Below are 17,585 nucleotides of genomic sequence, written 5' to 3'. Positions count from 1 at the left end.
AGCGTCAGCCCGCCTTGCTCTTGCCGGCCTGCATCTTCTCCATCTGCTCGGCGGAGGGGGCCTTGACGGGTTGCGGAGCATTGGCCGGCACCGCGGTGATCGCCGCGCCCGGCCGCAAATTCGCGAGCCCCTGCGTGATGACCTTGTCGCCGGGGCGGAGCCCGCCGGTGACCACCCAATAGGCGCCTTGCGTGCGGTCGGCCTGGATCGTGCGCTGGACCGCCTTGTTGTCCGCGCCGACGACGAAGAGCGAGGCGGCACCCTTGGCGTCGCGGCTGATCGCGGCTTGCGGCACGAGGAAGGCGTTGTTCTGGATCGATTGCGCGAATTGCGCGCGGACGAACATACCGGGCAACAGTAGGGACTGCGGATTGGGGAAGCGTGCGCGCAGGGTTACGGTGCCGGTGGTCGGATCGACGACCACCTCGGCGAATTCCACCGTGCCCTTGATCCCGTAGTCGGTGCCGTCCTCGAGCTTCAGCGTCACCTCGGCGCGGGCCGGCGCGGCGCCGCCGCTGGCCAGCGCGCGGCGCAACGCGAGCAGATTGGCGCTCGATTGCTGGATATCGACGAAGATCGGGTCGAGCTGCTGGATCGTAGCGAGCGGATCGGCCTGCGTCGCGCTGACCAACGCGCCGACCGTGAACAACGAGCGCCCGATCCGGCCCGTGATCGGAGCGGGAACGGTGGTGAAGCGCAAGTTGACGCGCGCGGTGTCGAGCTGCGCCCGGTTGACGTCGATCGATGCCGCGGCCTGCCGCTGCGTGGCGACCGCGTCGGTATAATCCTGCGCGCTGATCGCCTCCATGTCGGCGAGCGGCTTGTAGCGGTCGGCGCGGGTCTTGGCCGCGGCGAAGGTGGCCTGTGCGTTGGCGACGTTCGCGCTCGCCTGGTTGGCGGCGGCGCGGTAGAGCGAGGGGTCGATCTGGTAGAGCGGCTGACCGCGCTTCACCAATGCGCCTTCCGTGAAGAAGCGCTTCTGGATGACGCCGGTGATCTGCGGGCGGACCTGCGAGCTTTCAAAGGCGACGGTGCGGCCGGGCAGGTCGCTGATCGTCGGCACCGCGGTCGGCTGCACGACGACGAAACCGACCTGCACCGGTCCGTTGCCCGCGCCGCCGGGGCCGCCCTTGCTTTTGCCCTGACCGTCTTCGCCGGAGCCGCCGCTACACGCCGCCAGCGCAAGCAGCGCCGCCGCGCCTGCCGGCCCGGCTGCTGCACGCACCCGCCGTACCATCGAACCTGTCGTCACACATCGCCCTGTCTGAATGCGGGAAGCGCCCTGTCGGCTAAGCGTTATTTGTCGCAAATGTTTCGCAGCGTGACGATTTATATTTTCAGGCGCGTACGAAACGTCCCGCTCGACGCTCGGCGACGGCACGCAGACCTTCGCGGAAATCGGCCGTAAGCATCAGCCGATCCTGTTCGGCGCGCTCGTGTTCGGTCCGTGTCCGCACCGCCTCGGCGAGATCGGCGCGCAGCGTGGCGCGGGTCGCCTCGACAGCCAGCGGCGCGTTGACCGCGATCTCGGCCGCCAGCGCCTGCGCGGCGGCGCGCACCTCGTCAAGTGGCGCAATCGCGTCCACCAGACCGTAACGAAGCGCCTCGTCCGCCTTCACCCGCCGCCCGGTCAGCAGCATGAGCGACGCATGCTGCCCGCCGATCACCCGCGGCAGCGTGTGGCTGATCCCGAAGCCGGCATGGAAGCCGAGCGTCACGAAATTGGCGGAGAAGCGCGCCTCGGGCGCCGCGACCCGGAAGTCGGCGACGAGCCCGAGCCCGAGCCCGGCGCCGACCGCCGCGCCCTGGATCGCCGCGACGATCGGCTTCTTCGCGGAAAATAGCCGCACCGCGCCGCGATATAGCGCCGGTGTCTCGCTCTCGCCCTGTTCGTCGACCAGCGGCTTGTCACCGGTCAGGTCGGCGCCGCCGCAAAACACCCGTCCTTCGGTCGCCAGCACGACAGCGCGGACGTCCGGATCGGCGTCGCAGTCGTCGAGCACGTCCGCCAGCGCATGGATCAGCGCGGCGTTGACGTGATTGTGCGGCGCGCGATCGATCACCACGGTGGCGACATGGCGGGCGCGGGCTACGGAGAGATGCTGCTTCATGCGCGGGTTCCCAGAAGGTTGCGGGCTACGACCCAATTGTGGATCTCGGTCGGACCGTCGTAGATCCGCATCAGGCGGATGCGCGCCGCCATCTGCGCCAGCGGCAGCTCGCGGGTCACCCCCATCGCGCCGAATGCCTGCATGACGTGGTCGAGCACCTCCCACGCCATTTCCAGCGCGAAGCTCTTCAGCATCGACACCTCGGTGCGCGCATCGCGGCGCTGGTCGATCTTCCACGCGCAGTCATAGGCCATCAGCCGTGCCGCATGGATGCGGATCGCGGCATCGGCGACCCAGTTCTGCACCGTCTGGCGCTCGCTGAGCGGCTTGCCGAAGGTCGTGCGCTGTGGTGCGTACTCGACCAGCATGTCGAGCGCGCGTGCCGCCATGCCGATCGCGTTCGCCGCCATCTCCGCGCGACGCGTGTTCAGCCGCAGCTGCATCGGCGCGAACCCCTGGCCTTCGGTGCCGAGCAGCTTCCAACCCGGCACCCGGCAATCGTCCAGCGCGACCTCGTAGGTCGTCTCGCCGCCGATCATCGGGATCGGGCGCACCACGGAGAAGCCCGGTGCGTCGCGATCGACCAGGAACGCGCTCATTCCGCCGCGCTGGCGCTTTTCCTTGTCGGTCACCGCGATCACGATCGTGAAATCGGCGCGGTCGGCCTTCGTGATCCAGATCTTGCGACCGTTCAACACCCAGTCGTCGCCGTCGCGCACCGCAATGGTCTTCATACCCGCCGGGTCGGAGCCCGCGCCCGGTTCGGAGATGCCGATCGCCGAGATCGTCTCGCCGCGTACATATGGCGCCAGATACGCCTCGCGCTGGCGCTCGTCGACCGTAGCGGCCAGCATGCGCAGGTTCGGCGAATCGGGGGGGAGCGTCCACGGCGCGATCGTGCGACCCAGCGCCTCGTTGACCGCGACCATCGCCACGGCCGGCAGGTCGGTCCCGCCGACGTCGGCGGGCGCGTCGAGGCCCCATAATCCCAGCTCGCGCGAGACGCGGTCGACCTGCGCGCGTTCGTCGGCGGTCAGCTCCAGCCCGTAGCCGCGTGCGTCACGGTCAAGGACGCCGTTTTCCAGCGGAACCAGTTCGTCGTCGACGAACCGCCGCACCAGCTCGGCGATCATGCGGTGATCGTCGTCGAGATCGAAGTTCATGCACTCTCCCACGCTTCGTTGCCGCCGTCCTACGGCCTGGCCGGGCGGTACGCCAGTCGCCGGGATGACACGGGCAAGCGCAACTGTTTGGCATGTCGAACGTTGCGAGGGGACGGGGGTACGAGCCGGAGCACCGGTGTCCCCTGCGCAAAGGGGCGTATTCTTGGTTCGTTCGACTCGTCATTTCCGTCTGCTCCTGGCTACCGCCGGGATCGCGCTGATCGCCGGGCAGGCGCATGCGCAAATGCAAACCCCCGGCGCGGCGCCCGCGCAGGGACCCGATGCGCCGCAAACGCCCGCGGAGCCCGCCGAAGCCGACCAGCAGGCGAACGCCCCGATCGTCCCCGATGCCGAGTTCGACAAGGCCTTGCCGCCGCTGTCCGGCGACCTGAACGCGCCACTGGAGCCGATGACGACCGAAGCGGCCCCGACCGCTGCGCCCGCGCCGGCGCAGGATGCCGCGCAGCAGCCGATCGTGCCCGGCGCGCTGCCGCCGGCGCCAGCGCCTGACCCCGCGCTGACACAGCCGCTGGAGCCGTTGGCGGCCTTCGACTCGACGCCGCTCCAGAGCGTCGCCGATCCGAAGGCGGACGAGACACCCGACATCCGCTATGCCAGCGAAGTGCGCGGCCTCGACCCGCTCGGGCTGACCGACGAGTTCAATTCGCTGTCGGCACTGCGCGACGGCAAGGGCAAGGCCGACAATGCCACGCAAGTGGCGGCGCGCGGTCGCGAGGACGAGCAACTCGCGGTGCGGCTGATGAAGTCGCTCGGCTATTACGACGGAACGGCGATCTCCACGATCGAGAACGTGACGGGCGAAAAGCAGCAACTGAAGGCGATCGTCAGCGCGACGCCGGGCCAGCAATACAAACTCGGCACGATCACCGTGCAGGCGCAACCGACGACCCCGTCCGACCTCGTCCGGCGCGAGTTGCCGCTCAGGACCGGCGATCCCATCGAGGCGGCACGCGTGCAGGGCGCGGAGGCGAACGTCAGCCTGAAGTTGCCGCAGCAGGGCTATCCGTTCGTAAAGGTCGGCGACCGCGACATCCTGCTCGACGAGCGGACCGCGCGGGGCGACTACACCCTGCCGGTCGATACCGGTCCGCGATCGTCGTTCGGGGCGCTCAGGACCGAGGGTGACCCGGTGTTCGACCTGAAGCACCTGAACGTTTTCCCGCGCTTCGACCAAGGACAATTGTACGACAACCGCAAGGCCGACGATCTGCGCGAAGCGCTGGTCGCGACCGGGCTGTTCAACGGTGTCGGCGTCCAGCCGGTGCGCACCGGCACGATCCTGCCCGACGGGACCGAGCAGGTCGACCTGATGGTCCGGCAGACGCGCGGCCCGGCCAAAAGCCTGGCAGGCGGAGCCGGTTTCCAGACCGGGCAGGGCGTGACGGTCGAGGGCACATTCACCAACCGCAACCGGTTCCCGCCCGAGGGCGCGCTGATCCTGGGCGCGATCGCGGGCACGCAGCAGCAGGGGGTGTCGGGGACCTTCCGCCGACAGAACGCCGGCAAGCGCGACCGCACGGTGACGTTGGTCGCCAGCGCGTTGCGCGCCAATTACGATGCGTTCGAGGCGTTCACCGGCACGCTGTCCGGCCGCATCTCCTACGATTCGACGCCGATCTGGCAGAAGAAGTTCACCTATGCCTATGGGTTCGAGCTGGTCGGCACGAACGAAAGCGTCTTCGACTTCGCCGACAACGATCGCGTGCGCCGAACTTATGGCGTGCTCGCGCTCCCCGGGCAGGTGCAGTTCGATACCTCTGACGATCTGCTCAATCCGACGCGTGGCTATCGCCTGAAACTCAGTCTGAGCCCGGAAACCTCGGTACAGGGCTCGGTGCGTCCCTATGGGCGCAGCCTGATCGAGGGCACCGCTTATTATCCGGTGTCCGACAAGCTGGTGATCGCCGGCCGCGTACGCGCGGGCAGCATCTTCGGCATCGCGCGCGATGATATCGCGCCGTCGCGCCGCTATTACGGCGGCGGGGGCGGATCGGTGCGCGGCTACGGCTTCCAACGGCTCGGGCCGCTCGAACCCGAAAGCTCGCTGGTCCCGGACGACAAGGATCGCGACGAGGTCAAGGACCTCCGGCCGATCGGCGGGCGCAGCCTGAACGAATTCTCGATCGAGGCACGCTACCGCTTCGGCAACTTCGGAATCGTGCCGTTCCTGGACGCCGGCAACACCTACGAAAGCAGCCTGCCGGATGCCAGCGACCTGCGCTTCGGCGCCGGTATCGGAGGACGCTTCTATACCAATTTCGGCCCGATGCGCGTCGATGTCGCGACGCCGCTCAACCCGCGTCCCGGCGATGCCAAGGTCGCGCTCTACATTTCGATCGGGCAGGCGTTCTGATGACTGACGAGACGCTGGCGCCGGGCGAGGGCATGATCGCGGCGGATCGCCGTCCGCTGTGGCTGCGAATCCTGAAGTGGATCGGGATCGCGATCGCCGCACTGCTGCTGCTGGTGCTCGCGATCGTGCTGGGCATCAACACCGATCCCGGCCGGCGCTTCGTCGCCGACCAGATCGGCGGCTACACCACCGCCTCCGGGCTGAACATCAAGGTCGGGCGGATCGACGGTTCGCTTTACGGCCGGATGCGGCTCAGCGACGTGCGGGTCAGCGACCCCAAGGGCGTGTTCCTCACCTCGCCGCGGCTGGAGGTGGACTGGCGGCCGTTCGCGTTCGCCAGCAACCATGTCGACGTGCGCAGCGTGTCGAGCCAGCTCATCACGCTACGCCGCAATCCCGAGCTGAAGCCGTCGACCGAGCCGACCGACCCCAATGCACCGCTGCTGCCCGATCTCGATATCGACATCGGCCGCATGCAGGTCGCACGCTTCGTCATGGAACCGGCGGTTTCGGGTGCGCGCCACATCGCGCGCTTCGACGGGCAGGCGCATATCGCCGATCGTCGCGCACAATTGCTGGTGGACGCGGTCGCGTTGCGTGGCCCCGGGGTCGCCGGCGGCGATGTCGCGCGGCTGAAGCTGGATGCGGTGCCCGACGACAACAAGCTCGATCTCGACGTGCGGCTGAACGCCCCCGCGGGCGGCGTGGTCGCGCAGCTGGCCGGATTGAAGGCGCCGTTGACTGCTACCGTCGCCGGTCGCGGCAGCTGGGCGGCGTGGCAAGGGCGTGCGCTCGCCACGCTGGGCGGCGGACAATTGGCGAACCTGTCGCTGACCGCGCGCAATGGCCATTTCGAAGTGCGCGGTCCGACGCGCCCCGGCCTCTATCTGGAAGGCCCGGTCGAGCGTCTGACGGCACCCGCGTTGCAGGTGGCGGCCGACGTGACGCTCGGCGAGCGTAGCGCCGACACCCGCATCAAGCTCAATTCGGACGCGCTGGCGGTGGATGCCGGCGGGATGCTCGACCTGAAGAACAGCCGGTTCGGCAATTTCGCGGTCGACGCGCGATTGCTGACCCCCGGTGCGATCGCTCCGAACCTGCGCGGGCGTGACGTGCTGGCGCGCGTGGTGCTGAACGGGGCGTTCGCCACGCCGACGGTCGACTACAAGGTGCGGGCCGCGTCGCTCGGCTTCGGCGAGATGAGCGTCGAGAACCTGTATGCCGAGGGTCTAGCTCGTGTGAACAGCGACCGTATCATGGTGCCGGTCCACGCCCGCGCCAAGCGCGTTGCGGGGTTGAACCCGGCGCTCGGCGGGCTGACCACCAATGCGCGGATCGATGGCGACATTGCGGTGCAGATGCCGAACGTGCTGTCCGACAATCTGCGCATCCGCTCCGACACGATCGATGCGACCGCAATCATCGCCGCCAACGTCCAGACCGGGCGATACACCGGTGGATTGCAGGGCCGTGTCAACAACTTCCGCGTCGATAGCGTCGGCATTCTCAACATCCAGACCGATGCGAAGCTGGTTCCCGGCGCGCGTGGCGGGTTCGGGATCACCGGGCGCGTCGCAGTGCAGACCAAGCAGCTCTTCAACGAGGGCGTTCGCTCCTTCCTGGGCGGGAATGCGGTGCTCAGCACGCGCTTCGGCTATTCGCCTGAAGGCGTCGTCACCTTCCAGAGTCTTACGATGAATGCGCCGCAATTCCGCATCACGCGCGGGCAGGGGCGGTTCGACCCTGCGAGCGGCGCGGTGCTGGTCGATGCAGACGCCTTCTCGAAGCAATACGGCCCGTTGACCGCGCGCGTCACGGGATCGGCGACGGCGCCCGTCGTGCGGCTGCGCGCGCCGCGCCCCGGGGTCGGGATCGGACTTGCGAACCTCGATGCACGGGTTGTCGGGCGTGGCGGCGCCTATCAGGTGAACGCGACCGGTGGCACCAATTACGGTCCGTTCACCGCCGACGTGCTGGTCACGCCGGGCAGACAGCTGGCGGTCGATATCCGCCGCGTGCTGTTCGCCGGGGTCCAGTTCGGCGGACGCGTCGTACAGACCGTGGCCGGACCGTTCGCCGGCCAGGTGCGCTTCAACGGGCAGGGCCTGAACGGGCTCGCCACGCTGCGCGCGCAGGGCAAGTATCAGCGCGCCAGCGTCAATGCGCGTGCGCTGTCGGCGACGATCCCCGGCATGGTCGACTTTACGATCGGCCGCGCGCTGATCAACGCGGACATCGTCCTGTACGACAAGCCGCAGATAGTGGCCGACGCGCAGGTCGCCGACCTTCGTTACGGTGCGACGGTGCTCGATAGCGGGCGCGTGAAGGTCGATTACCGTGGCGGGTCAGGTACGGCGCAGGCGCTGTTCACCGGCTCGAACAGCGTGCCGTTCCGTGTCGCGGTGAATTCGCGCCTGTCGCCCGACCTGTACCTCATCGCATTGCAGGGCGCGGCCAACAACGTCGCATTCCGCACCGCCGCGCCGGCGCGGATCGTGCCGGAGCGTGGTGGTTATCGCCTGCAACCGGCCCGGCTCGATTTCGACAAGGGCTCGATGCGGCTTGCCGGTCGCTTCGGCGGCGGTGGGACGCAGGCGCAGGTGCGGCTCGACAAGCTGGACTTGTCGTTGCTCAGCGCGCTCGTGCCGAACCTCGGCGTCGGCGGGCAGGCGACCGGCAGCATGGATTACGTGCAGGAAGCCGGCCAGGCCTCCCCGCGCGCTGATGCCCGGATGAACATCGCCAATTTCACGCGGTCCAGCCTGACCTCGGTTTCCGAGCCGGTCGACATCGTCTTCCAGGGCCGGCTGACCAGCGCAGCCGGCGAAGGACGCGCGCTGATCAAGCGCGGGGGCACGCCGGTCGGGCGGATGATCGCGACGCTGACGCCGAGCGGCAGCGGCAGCTGGACGACGCGGCTGATGCAGGGGGCGCTTTCGGGTGGCATCCGCTACAATGGGCCGTCGGGGGTATTGTTCAGCCTTGCCGGGCTCGCCGAGCAGCAGCTGTCCGGACCGATCGCGATCGCGGCGGACCTGGGCGGCACGGTCGGCGCACCGCGCGTCAACGGGCTCGTGCGTGCGGACAACCTGACCTACACCAACGAAACCTACGGTACGCGGCTGAGCAACATGCGCATCGCGGCGCGCTTCAACAACGACCGGCTCGAATTGTCGCAGTTGCAGGCACGCGCCGGCGACGGGACCGTGCAGGCGCAGGGCAACGTCAGCCTCGCGGCGGCGCAAGGCTTCCCGCTCGACGTCCGCGTGGCGATGCGCAACGCGCAATTGGCGCGCTCCGATGCACTCGGCGCGACGGCGAGCGGCGACATCCGCATCCAGAACAGCGCGGCGGGCGGATTGATCTCCGGCGATATTCGCGTGCCGAATGCGCGCTACGAGATCATCCGCCAGGGATCGGCCGAGGTGCCGGAACTTACCGGCGTGCGCCGCAAGAGCGACGTCCGCGCGGCGCGACCGACTGATCGTCCGGCTCCACCGCCCGTCGGACTGTTCAAGCTGGACCTGCGCGTGCGGGCCGAGAACCAGCTGTTCGTGTCCGGCATGGGGCTGGAGAGCGAGTGGTCGATGGACCTGCGCGTCGGCGGCACCTCCGCCGCACCCACGATCGGGGGCGGGCTGGACCTGGTGCGCGGTACGTATTCGTTCGCGGGCAAGCGCTTCGACGTGCAGCGTGGGCAGGTGCGGTTCCGTGGCGGCGCGGCGTTGACCGATCCGGACATCAACATCCTGGCGACCACGGTCAACGATGGGGTGACGTTCAACATCAACATCACCGGCACCGGCCAGCGGCCGCAGATCGCCTTCACCTCCACCCCGTCGCTACCGCAGGACGAGGTATTGAGCCGGCTGCTGTTCGGCACCAATCCGGAGAACCTGTCGGCGATCGAGGCGCTGCAACTCGCCTCCGCGCTCAACTCGCTGCGCGGGTCGGGCGGTGGGCTGAACCCGCTGGGCAAGCTGCGCTCGGCGACCGGGTTCGACCGCTTGCGTGTCCTCGGCGCCGACGAGGCGACCGGGCGCGGGTCGGCACTCGCAGCGGGCAAATATCTGACGAACGACATCTATATCGAGATCGTCACCGATGCCCGCGGCTTCACGGCGACCCAGCTAACGATCGCCCTGACCAAGTCGATCAGCATTCTGTCACAGGCCGGGTCGTTCGGCGGGTCGAACGTGCAGCTCCGCTACTCCCGCGATTTCTAAGCCGAGACGCACCTACGCCCGAGATCGGGCGCAGGTCACCGGCGTGACGTGACGCGGAGTCAAAGCGTCGATTACGCCGCGACACGCTGTTGGACAAACGTCAGCGTCGTGAGCTCGTCTGGTCGCGATAATCAACGGCGAAGGCGGCATCTGCAAGGGCGGTGACCGGGTGGAGCGGCGCTCAGAATTGTTCGGCGATTTTAGCTACTTCGTCGCCAGACAGGATGCCGAACAAGCCACTTGTTCAGTCGATCGACCCGCAGATCGCGCGGGCTGGGGACTTCAGATCCCCGGCCCGTTCGCTTTCAGCTCCGCGAGCCACGCCGCGGCGGTGCCGTCCGACGGTGCGCGCCAGTCGCCGCGCGGCGACAACGCGCCGCCCGCCGACACTTTCGGTCCGTTGGGCAGCGCCGAGCGCTTGAACTGGCTGGTCTGGAAGAACCTGATAAGAAAGCGTTCCAGCCAATGGGTGATCGTTGCCAGATCGTAGGCGGTGTGCGCTTCCGCGGGATAGCCGAGCGGCCAGCGGCCGGCCGAGGCGTCGTGCCAAGCATGCCACGCCAGGAACGCGACTTTCGACGGCGCGAGGCCGTGGCGGATCAGGTAATGCGCGAAGAAATCGTTGAGCGGATACGGCCCGATCTTGCTCTCCGTGCTCTGCATGGTGTCGCCCGGGACCAGTTCCGGGCTGATTTCCTGCCCCAAGATCGCCTCCAGTACCGCATCGGTCTCCCGATCGTACTGGTCGGTGCCGATCGCCCAGCGGATCAGGAACTGGATAAGCGTCTTGGGCACGCCGGCGTTGACCGCATAGTGGCTCATCTGGTCGCCGACGCCGTAGGTGCACCAGCCGAGCGCCAGTTCCGACAGGTCGCCCGTGCCGACCACCAGCCCGTCGCGCTGGTTGGCGATGCGGAACAGATAGTCGGTGCGCAGCCCCGCCTGCACGTTTTCGAACGTCACGTCGTAGACCGGCTCGCCGCGGCCGAACGGATGCCCCATGTCCTCCAGCATCCGCGTCGCGGCGGGGCGGATGTCGATCTCCTCCGCGGTGATGCCCAGCGCGCGCATCAGCTTCCACGCATTGTCCTTCGTGCCCGCGCTGGTGGCGAAGCCCGGCATGGTGATGCCGAGGATGTCGCTGCGCGGCCGCCCCAGCCGGTCGAGCGCCTTGGCGGCGACGATCAATGCGTGGGTGCTGTCCAGCCCGCCCGACACGCCGATTACCAGCCGCTGCGCACGCGCCGCCACCAGCCGCTTGGCGATACCTTCGACCTGGATGTTGAACGCTTCGTAGCAATCCTCGTCCAGCTTGCCGGGTGTATTCGGCACGAACGGAAAGCGCCGGATCTCACGCATCAGCCCGAGATCCGCGAAGTCCGGCCGGTGCGCGAAGCCGATCCGCCGGAAGCGCGTCTCAGGGTGTCCCGCGAAGGCGGCGGCGTCGTTGAAGGTGCCGTTGCGCGTCCGCTCCTGCACCAGTCGCTCCACATCGACGTCGGCGATCGTCAGCGAGGCCGCATGCGCGAACCGTTCCGACTGCGCGAGCAATTCGCCGAGCTCGTGGACGCTCGCCTGCCCGTCCCACGCGACGTCGGTGGTGCTCTCGCCCGGCCCGGCAGCGGCATAGACATAGGCGCATAGCGCGCGCGCCGATTGCGACGCCGACAGCATCATCCGCTCACGCGACTTGCCGATCACGACGTTGGACGCCGACAGATTGGCGCAGATCGTCGCGCCCGCCAGCGCCCCCAGCGTCGAGGGCGGGGTAGGGGACCAGTAATCCTCGCAGATCTCGGCATGGAAGACGAAGCGCGGCAGGTCGTCGGCAGCGAAGAGCAGGTCGGTGCCGAACGGCACGTCCTGCCCGTCGATCGCGATCGACAGGCCGGTCAGCCCGGCGCCGCTCGCGAACCAGCGCTTCTCGTAATATTCGCGGTAATTGGGCAGGAACGTCTTGGGCACCACGCCGAGGACACGCCCCCGCGCAATGGCGAGCGCGCAATTGTAGAGCCGCCCGCTGCGTTCCAGCGCCGCGCCGACGAGCAGCACCGGACGAAGCTCCGCACTCGCCGCGACCACCGCTGCCACCGCAGCGCGGGTCGCCGCCTGCAGCGCCGACTGGAGATGAAGGTCGTCGATCGCGTAGCTGCTGAGGTTCAGCTCGGGAAAGACGACGAGGTCGACGCCGGCGTCGTGTGCGGTGCGGGCCAGCGCGATCCCCGCCGCGGCGTTGGCGGCGGGATCGCCGACGGTGGCGACCGGGGTGGCGGCGGCGACGCGCACCATGCCGTGACGATGCAGCGAGCGGAAAGCAGGGTTCATGCGTCCGGTAAATACCGAGCGAATGTACACTTTGCCAACTATTCGCGGCAAATCCGGCGCGCTACATTCGAACGCGATGGAAAGAAAAGAGCTTCCGTACGACGACTTCGCCCAGTCGTTGACGCGGGGTGGAGAGATGGGGCGGCTGATCCGCGACACCGACTGGACGTCCTCGTCGGTGGGGTCGCCCGGCGCATGGCCCGCGACGCTGCGCAGCGCGCTGACGCTGTTCCTGCCATCGGCGGCGCAGGTCGCGATCTTCTGGGGCGACGATTATGTCGCCTTCTACAATGATGCTCACGCCAAGGTGATGAGCGACATGCACCCACGTGGCTTCGCGCGCCCGGCGCGGGAGTGGAGCGGGGAGACGTGGGAAGCGCTGGGCCCGATGCTCGACGAGGTGCGCACCACGGGACGCACGGTGGCCGCGCGCGACCACCCGTTCGAGGTTCTGCGCGACGGCCGCCCGCAGCGTGTCTATTTCGACATCTCCTATTCGCCGATCCTGCTTCCGGACGGCAGCGTCGGCGGCGTGCTGTCGATCGTCTCCGACACCACCGAGCGCGTGCGCAAGATCGAGACGATCGACGATGAGCGCGAGCGGCTGCGCCAGATGTTCGATCAGGCGCCCGGCTTCATCGCGGTGCTGCGTGGCCCCGACCATGTCATCGAACTGGCCAACGAGACGTATCGGGAGATGACCGGGCAACGGCCGCTGATCGGCCTTCCCTATGCGCAGGCGCTGCCCGACGTGGCCGCGATCGGCTTCATCGAGAAGCTGGACGAGGTGCGCCGCACCGGCCGGCCGTTCCGCGGACGCGACATGCCGGTCAAGCTGCCGACCACCGAGCCGGGCGGGCTGCGCGATTATTGGATCGACTTCATCTGCCAGCCGATCACCGATGCGGACGGGCAGGTGACGGCGATCTTCATCGAGGGCGTCGATCGCACCGATCGTCATCAGGCGCGTCAGGCGCTGGAGCGCGGACGGGCCTCGCTGGAGCAGGCGACCGAGGCCGGCGAGATCGCGACCTGGGAATATGACCTCGTACGCGACCGCTTCTATTGTTCGCCGCGCGGCCTGTATTTCTACGGGCTGCCGCCCGACACGCCGTTCATGACGATCGAGCAGTTTCGCGAGCGCGTCGACCCCGAGGATCGCGCCGCGCTCCGCGCGGTCTTCCCCTCGGTGGTCGATCCCGTGGTCCGCGCGCCGCTGGATATCGAATACCGGGTCGTCCGCCCGGCGGGGGCGGACGTGCGCTGGCTGTCGGCGCGCGGGCGCGCGCTGTTCGATGGCGACGTCTGCGTCCGCATCGTCGGCACGCTCGCCGACGTCACGACGCGCAAATCGCAGGCCGAGGCGTGGCGCGAGAGCGAGGAACGCTTCCGCGCGCTGGCCGACAGCCTGCCGGCACTTGTGTGGATGACCGAGCCCGACGGTCGTGTCGCGTTCGCCAGCAAGGGGTTCGAGACCATCCTCGACATCTCGCCGGACGAAGTCACGGCGGGCGGCTGGGTGGCGTTGTTGCGCCCCGACCGGCGCGACGAGGCGCTGCGGAACCGCGCCGGCTGGCTCAACCGGCCGGCATCGATGTCCGGCGAATATCCGGTGCTGACCGCGTGCGGCCAGGAACGCTGGGTGCATATCGAGGCGCGGCCGCGCTTTCTGGGCAGCGAGTTCCAGGGGTATACCGCGTGCGGCATCGACGTGACCGAGGCGCATCTGGCCGGCGAGCGACTGGAGGAGCGCATCGCGTCGCGGACCGCCGAGCTGATGCAACAGATCGCCGAGCGCGAGCGCGTCGAGGAAACGCTTCACCAGATGCAGCGGCTGGAGGCGATCGGGCAGCTCACCTCGGGCGTGGCGCATGATTTCAACAACCTGCTGACCGTGATCCTCGGCAATGTCGATGCGTTGACCGTCGCGGGGCAGCGTGGCCTGCTCGACCAGCGGCTGCGCACGCGTTTCGACCATATCCGCGTCGCCGCCGAGCGCGGCGCGGCGCTAACCGCGCAGCTGCTCGCCTTCTCGCGGCGGCAGCGGCTGGAGGCGAAGGTGGTCGACCTGCGGCTCACCGTGCTGGGGCTGCTCGACCTGCTCGGCAGCACGCTAGGGCGCGAGATCGCGATCGAGACGCGCGCGGCGATGCCGGTGTGGCCGGCGCTGGTCGATCCGACGCAGATGGAGCTCATCATCCTCAACCTCGCGATCAACGCACGCGACGCGATGGTCGGCGGCGGGCTGTTGACGCTGGCGGTCGATAACGTCCGGCGTGGCGAGCCGACGCGCGCCGAGGAGCCGCCGCCCGGCGACTATGTCCGCGTATCCGTGCAGGATACCGGCACCGGCATGCCGCCCGCGGTGCTGGCGCATGCGTTCGAGCCGTTCTTCACGACCAAGGAGGTCGGCAAGGGATCCGGACTGGGGCTGGCGCAGGTCTTCGGCTTCGCGAAGCAATCCGGCGGCGGGGTGCGGATCGACAGTGCACCGGGCGAGGGCACGACGGTCAGCGTGTTCCTGCCGCGCGCCGCGACGCAGGCGGTCGCCGAGCCACTGCCGAGCCCGCCGCCGCTCGCCGACTCGCTTGCCGGCGCCATCGTCATGGTGCTCGACGACGACGATCGCGTGCGGCAGATCGCGGTCGAGGCATTGCGCGAGGTGGGATGCCACGTGGTGGAGGCGTCGAACGGCGCCGCCGCGCTCGACGCCTTCTTCCACGAACCGGGCATCCAGCTGGTCGTCACCGACATCACGATGCCGGGGATGAACGGGATCGAGTTCGCGCAACACGTCGCGCAGCGCCACGCGCATGTCCGCATCCTGTTCGTGACCGGCCATGCCGATCCGGCGGAGATCGCGGGCGTTTCGGAGCAGCAACTGATCCGCAAGCCGTACCCGCGCGCACTGCTGCTGGAACGCGTCCGCGGGCTGCTCCACCAGCGCTGATGCGGTCGCTCCTTTCAATCGGCTGACGACGCGGTTCAGTGTTCGTTGTCGCGGGGGCGTGCACAAGCATCCCCATGATCGGTGGAGATGCGGACGATGTTGAGGGCGATGATGGCGGGCTTGCTGTCGATGACGGCGCTGGTGCCGCCGGCACTGGCGCAGGACAACCGGTCGATGGATCGCGGCAACTGGCGACGCGAGCGCGCCGAACGCCCGCAACCGCCGCCGCAGCAAGCTGCACCGGCCGAGCGGCCCTCCGCCGCGCCGCGAGAGGAGCCGCGAGAGCCACGCCGCGACCGCGGCGGTGCGACGCCCGCGACGGCGCAGCCGGGCGGCTGGCAGGGACGCGGCGACCAGCGCGCCGATCGACCGGATGGCGACCGGCAGCGCGGTCGGGAATATCGGGTCGAGTCGCAGCTTGACGGACGCGGCGACGATCGCCCCGATCGGCAACCGGGCGACTGGCAGGGAAGTCGCGACGATTCCCGCACCTCCGCGCGTGAGGGGGAACGCCGCTGGGATCGCGGCCTCGCGCGGCCACCCGTCGCAACGGGCGACCGGGACCGTGATCGCGACCGCCGCGACGACGTGCGTGCGCGCGGCGAGCAGGGCGATCGGGTGTGGCGTAGCGAACGTGCCGATCCGCGGCAGCGCTTCGGTGGTCCCGACCGGTCGCCGTCGCCGTCCGTGGCGTGGCGCTCGGGACGCGGCGCCGGCTGGGATCGCGATTGGCGGCGTGATCCGCGCTACGACTGGAACCGCTATCGCAACCAACGCAGCGCGGCATTCCGGCTGCCGCGTTATTACGCGCCTTACGGCTGGAACGGCGGTTATCGGCGCTTCGGCGTCGGCGTGCCGCTGTCCCCGATGCTCTACACGCCGCGCTACTGGATCTATGATCCCTACGCCTATCGCCTGCCCGACGCGGAGGAGCCTTACCGCTGGGTGCGCTATTATGACGACGCGCTGCTGGTCGATATCGAGGACGGGACGGTCGTCGACGTGATCCACGGCATCTTCGCCTGACGGGTTGACGCGGATCACTTGCAACGCAGCGCGCCGCGCGCGAAACCGGGGCGGTCATGTCGATCGCGACCACACCCCCCGGCTACCCCTCCGCCGTCCGCGCCGCGCAAGGGCAGGCGGTGGCGGCGCGGCTCGATGCCGATCCGCGGATGCAGCGCCTGCCGAGCGACACGGTCGCGGCGTGGCGCTGCATCGATTTCCTCGATGAGGCCAATTGCGACTGGCTGGTGCAGGTCATCGATGCCAACCGCCGCCCCTCGACGCTGTTCAGCGACCGCGGGGGGCCCGGCAGCCGCACCAGCGACAGCTGCGACATGGATCGCGCCGCGGACGGCATCCGCCAGATCGACGCCTATATCGCGGCATCGCTGGGCATCGCGCCGGAATTCGGCGAGACGATGCAGGGGCAGCGCTATGCCCCCGGCCAGCTTTTCCGCGCTCACCACGATTATTTCCACGAGGCCGAAAGTTACTGGCCGGCGATGCGCGAGAATGGCGGGCAGCGCACCTTCACCGCGATGATCTACCTCAACGACGTGGAGGAAGGCGGTGCGACGTGGTTTCCGAAGGGAGGGCTGCGGGTGGCGCCGCGCAAGGGGATGCTGCTGGCGTGGGACAACATGACCGCGGACGGCCGCCCCAACACCGCGACGCTGCACGAGGGGATGGCGGTGCTGGAGGGCACCAAGTACATCATCACCAAGTGGTTCCGCGAGGAGCCGTGGGGGCGTCGTCCGCGCGACGCCGCGGCCTCGTGAGCGAGCCGCTCGGCGGCATTCCCGCCGCGGTCGTCGATGCCGCGCGGCGCGTGCTGGAGGCGGCGTGCGCGCGCGACCTGACGATCGTCACCGCGGAAAGCTGCACCGGCGGGCTGCTCGCCTCGTTGCTGACCGATGTCGAGGGTGCGAGCCACGCGTTCGAGCGCGGCTTCGTGGTCTATTCGGCCAAGGCGAAGTGCGAACTGCTCGGCGTCGCGGCGGAGAAGATCGAGCGGTGCGGGGCGGTGAGCGAGGACGTCGCGCGTGCGATGGCGGAGGGTGCGCTGCTGCATTCCGACGGCGACATCGCGCTGTCGATCACCGGCTTCGCCGGCGCGGGCGCGCCGGGCGACGAGCCGGGGCTGGTCCACCTCGCCTGTCGGCGACGCAGCGACGGCAAGGTCTGGCACCGCGAATGCCACTTCGGCGACCGTGGCCGCGGCCCGGTGCGCGAAGCTGCGCTGGAGGTTGCGCTGGGGCTGCTGGAAGAGGCGGTGGCGTAGCGGCTCCAACGGAATCGCGAGCGGAACGAAAGCTGGTTCCCGAAGGGACGGGGCTGGAAGGGAATAGGCGCAAGGGGGGGGCACGTCGTTCGCTTATCGGGTCGCTTATGGGGTTCGCTTACTGGCGCGCCGGGCAGGGGATGAACGCG

The 17,585-nt window shown here is 68.9% G+C and carries 10 protein-coding genes; 6 read left to right on the top strand and 4 right to left on the bottom strand.

Going from position 1 to position 17,585, the window contains the following annotated elements; genetic code table 11:
- Positions 1-4 precede the first annotated feature (4 nt).
- The 3 genes from SPHPHY_RS0113850 to SPHPHY_RS0113840 form a co-directional block, all read right to left on the bottom strand.
- Positions 5-1,237, bottom strand: a complete 1,233-nt coding sequence (locus SPHPHY_RS0113850) for an efflux RND transporter periplasmic adaptor subunit (RefSeq protein WP_028056920.1) — start codon at positions 1,235-1,237, stop codon at positions 5-7.
- Between the two features lie 100 nt (positions 1,238-1,337).
- Complete coding sequence (locus SPHPHY_RS0113845; RefSeq protein ID WP_022687283.1) at positions 1,338-2,111, bottom strand: enoyl-CoA hydratase/isomerase family protein; 774 nt, start codon at positions 2,109-2,111, stop codon at positions 1,338-1,340.
- Complete coding sequence (locus SPHPHY_RS0113840) at positions 2,108-3,274, bottom strand: acyl-CoA dehydrogenase family protein (RefSeq protein WP_022687282.1); 1,167 nt, start codon at positions 3,272-3,274, stop codon at positions 2,108-2,110. The genes SPHPHY_RS0113845 and SPHPHY_RS0113840 overlap by 4 nt, the downstream gene beginning before the upstream one ends.
- A gap of 244 nt (positions 3,275-3,518) precedes the next feature.
- Between SPHPHY_RS0113840 and SPHPHY_RS0113835 the strand changes: the two genes are divergently transcribed.
- A complete protein-coding gene (locus tag SPHPHY_RS0113835; protein WP_022687281.1) occupies positions 3,519-5,648 on the top strand; it encodes an autotransporter assembly complex protein TamA in 2,130 nt (709 codons plus the stop codon).
- On the top strand, positions 5,648-9,874 hold the full coding sequence (locus tag SPHPHY_RS0113830; protein ID WP_022687280.1) for a translocation/assembly module TamB domain-containing protein: 4,227 nt from the start codon (positions 5,648-5,650) through the stop codon (positions 9,872-9,874). The genes SPHPHY_RS0113835 and SPHPHY_RS0113830 overlap by 1 nt, the downstream gene beginning before the upstream one ends.
- 282 nt (positions 9,875-10,156) lie before the next feature.
- On the opposite strand, the gene SPHPHY_RS0113825 is transcribed toward SPHPHY_RS0113830, so the two are convergent.
- Positions 10,157-12,199, bottom strand: coding sequence for an NAD(+) synthase (locus SPHPHY_RS0113825; RefSeq protein WP_028056918.1), 2,043 nt, complete (start codon positions 12,197-12,199; stop codon positions 10,157-10,159).
- A 76-nt stretch (positions 12,200-12,275) separates the two neighbouring features.
- Between SPHPHY_RS0113825 and SPHPHY_RS21010 the strand changes: the two genes are divergently transcribed.
- The 4 genes from SPHPHY_RS21010 to SPHPHY_RS0113805 all read left to right on the top strand — a co-directional run bounded on the left by SPHPHY_RS21010 (position 12,276) and on the right by SPHPHY_RS0113805 (position 17,436).
- Complete coding sequence (locus tag SPHPHY_RS21010) at positions 12,276-15,149, top strand: hybrid sensor histidine kinase/response regulator (RefSeq protein WP_196802169.1); 2,874 nt, start codon at positions 12,276-12,278, stop codon at positions 15,147-15,149.
- Between the two features lie 87 nt (positions 15,150-15,236).
- The gene (locus tag SPHPHY_RS0113815; protein ID WP_022687277.1) at positions 15,237-16,175 is read left to right on the top strand and encodes an RcnB family protein; all 939 of its coding nucleotides are present in this window, start codon (positions 15,237-15,239) and stop codon (positions 16,173-16,175) included.
- Positions 16,176-16,231: 56 nt separating this feature from the next.
- Positions 16,232-16,933 (top strand): prolyl hydroxylase family protein, encoded by a 702-nt coding sequence (locus SPHPHY_RS0113810; protein WP_022687276.1) that lies wholly within the window; start codon positions 16,232-16,234, stop codon positions 16,931-16,933.
- Positions 16,930-17,436, top strand: a complete 507-nt coding sequence (locus SPHPHY_RS0113805) for a CinA family protein (protein WP_028056916.1) — start codon at positions 16,930-16,932, stop codon at positions 17,434-17,436. The genes SPHPHY_RS0113810 and SPHPHY_RS0113805 overlap by 4 nt, the downstream gene beginning before the upstream one ends.
- The last annotated feature ends 149 nt before the right edge of the window (positions 17,437-17,585 follow it).

Origin of the sequence: Sphingomonas phyllosphaerae 5.2, from assembly GCF_000419605.1 — a bacterium.
GTDB lineage: Bacteria > Pseudomonadota > Alphaproteobacteria > Sphingomonadales > Sphingomonadaceae > Sphingomonas > Sphingomonas phyllosphaerae_B.
Note: the sequence above shows the minus strand (reverse complement) of the source record. Positions and strands in the feature narration are given on the sequence as shown.

What these genes read in the sequence shown, in the direction of transcription:
- SPHPHY_RS0113840 (WP_022687282.1), bottom strand. Translation starts at nt 3,274, where the DNA reads ATGAACTTCGATCTCGACGACGATCACCGCATGATCGCCGAGCTGGTG.
- SPHPHY_RS0113830 (WP_022687280.1), top strand. Translation starts at nt 5,648, where the DNA reads ATGACTGACGAGACGCTGGCGCCGGGCGAGGGCATGATCGCGGCGGAT.
- SPHPHY_RS0113835 (WP_022687281.1), top strand. Translation starts at nt 3,519, where the DNA reads ATGCAAACCCCCGGCGCGGCGCCCGCGCAGGGACCCGATGCGCCGCAA.
- SPHPHY_RS0113815 (WP_022687277.1), top strand. Translation starts at nt 15,237, where the DNA reads ATGCGGACGATGTTGAGGGCGATGATGGCGGGCTTGCTGTCGATGACG.
- SPHPHY_RS0113825 (WP_028056918.1), bottom strand. Translation starts at nt 12,199, where the DNA reads ATGAACCCTGCTTTCCGCTCGCTGCATCGTCACGGCATGGTGCGCGTC.
- SPHPHY_RS21010 (WP_196802169.1), top strand. Translation starts at nt 12,276, where the DNA reads ATGGAAAGAAAAGAGCTTCCGTACGACGACTTCGCCCAGTCGTTGACG.
- SPHPHY_RS0113845 (WP_022687283.1), bottom strand. Translation starts at nt 2,111, where the DNA reads ATGAAGCAGCATCTCTCCGTAGCCCGCGCCCGCCATGTCGCCACCGTG.
- SPHPHY_RS0113810 (WP_022687276.1), top strand. Translation starts at nt 16,232, where the DNA reads ATGTCGATCGCGACCACACCCCCCGGCTACCCCTCCGCCGTCCGCGCC.
- SPHPHY_RS0113850 (WP_028056920.1), bottom strand. Translation starts at nt 1,237, where the DNA reads ATGGTACGGCGGGTGCGTGCAGCAGCCGGGCCGGCAGGCGCGGCGGCG.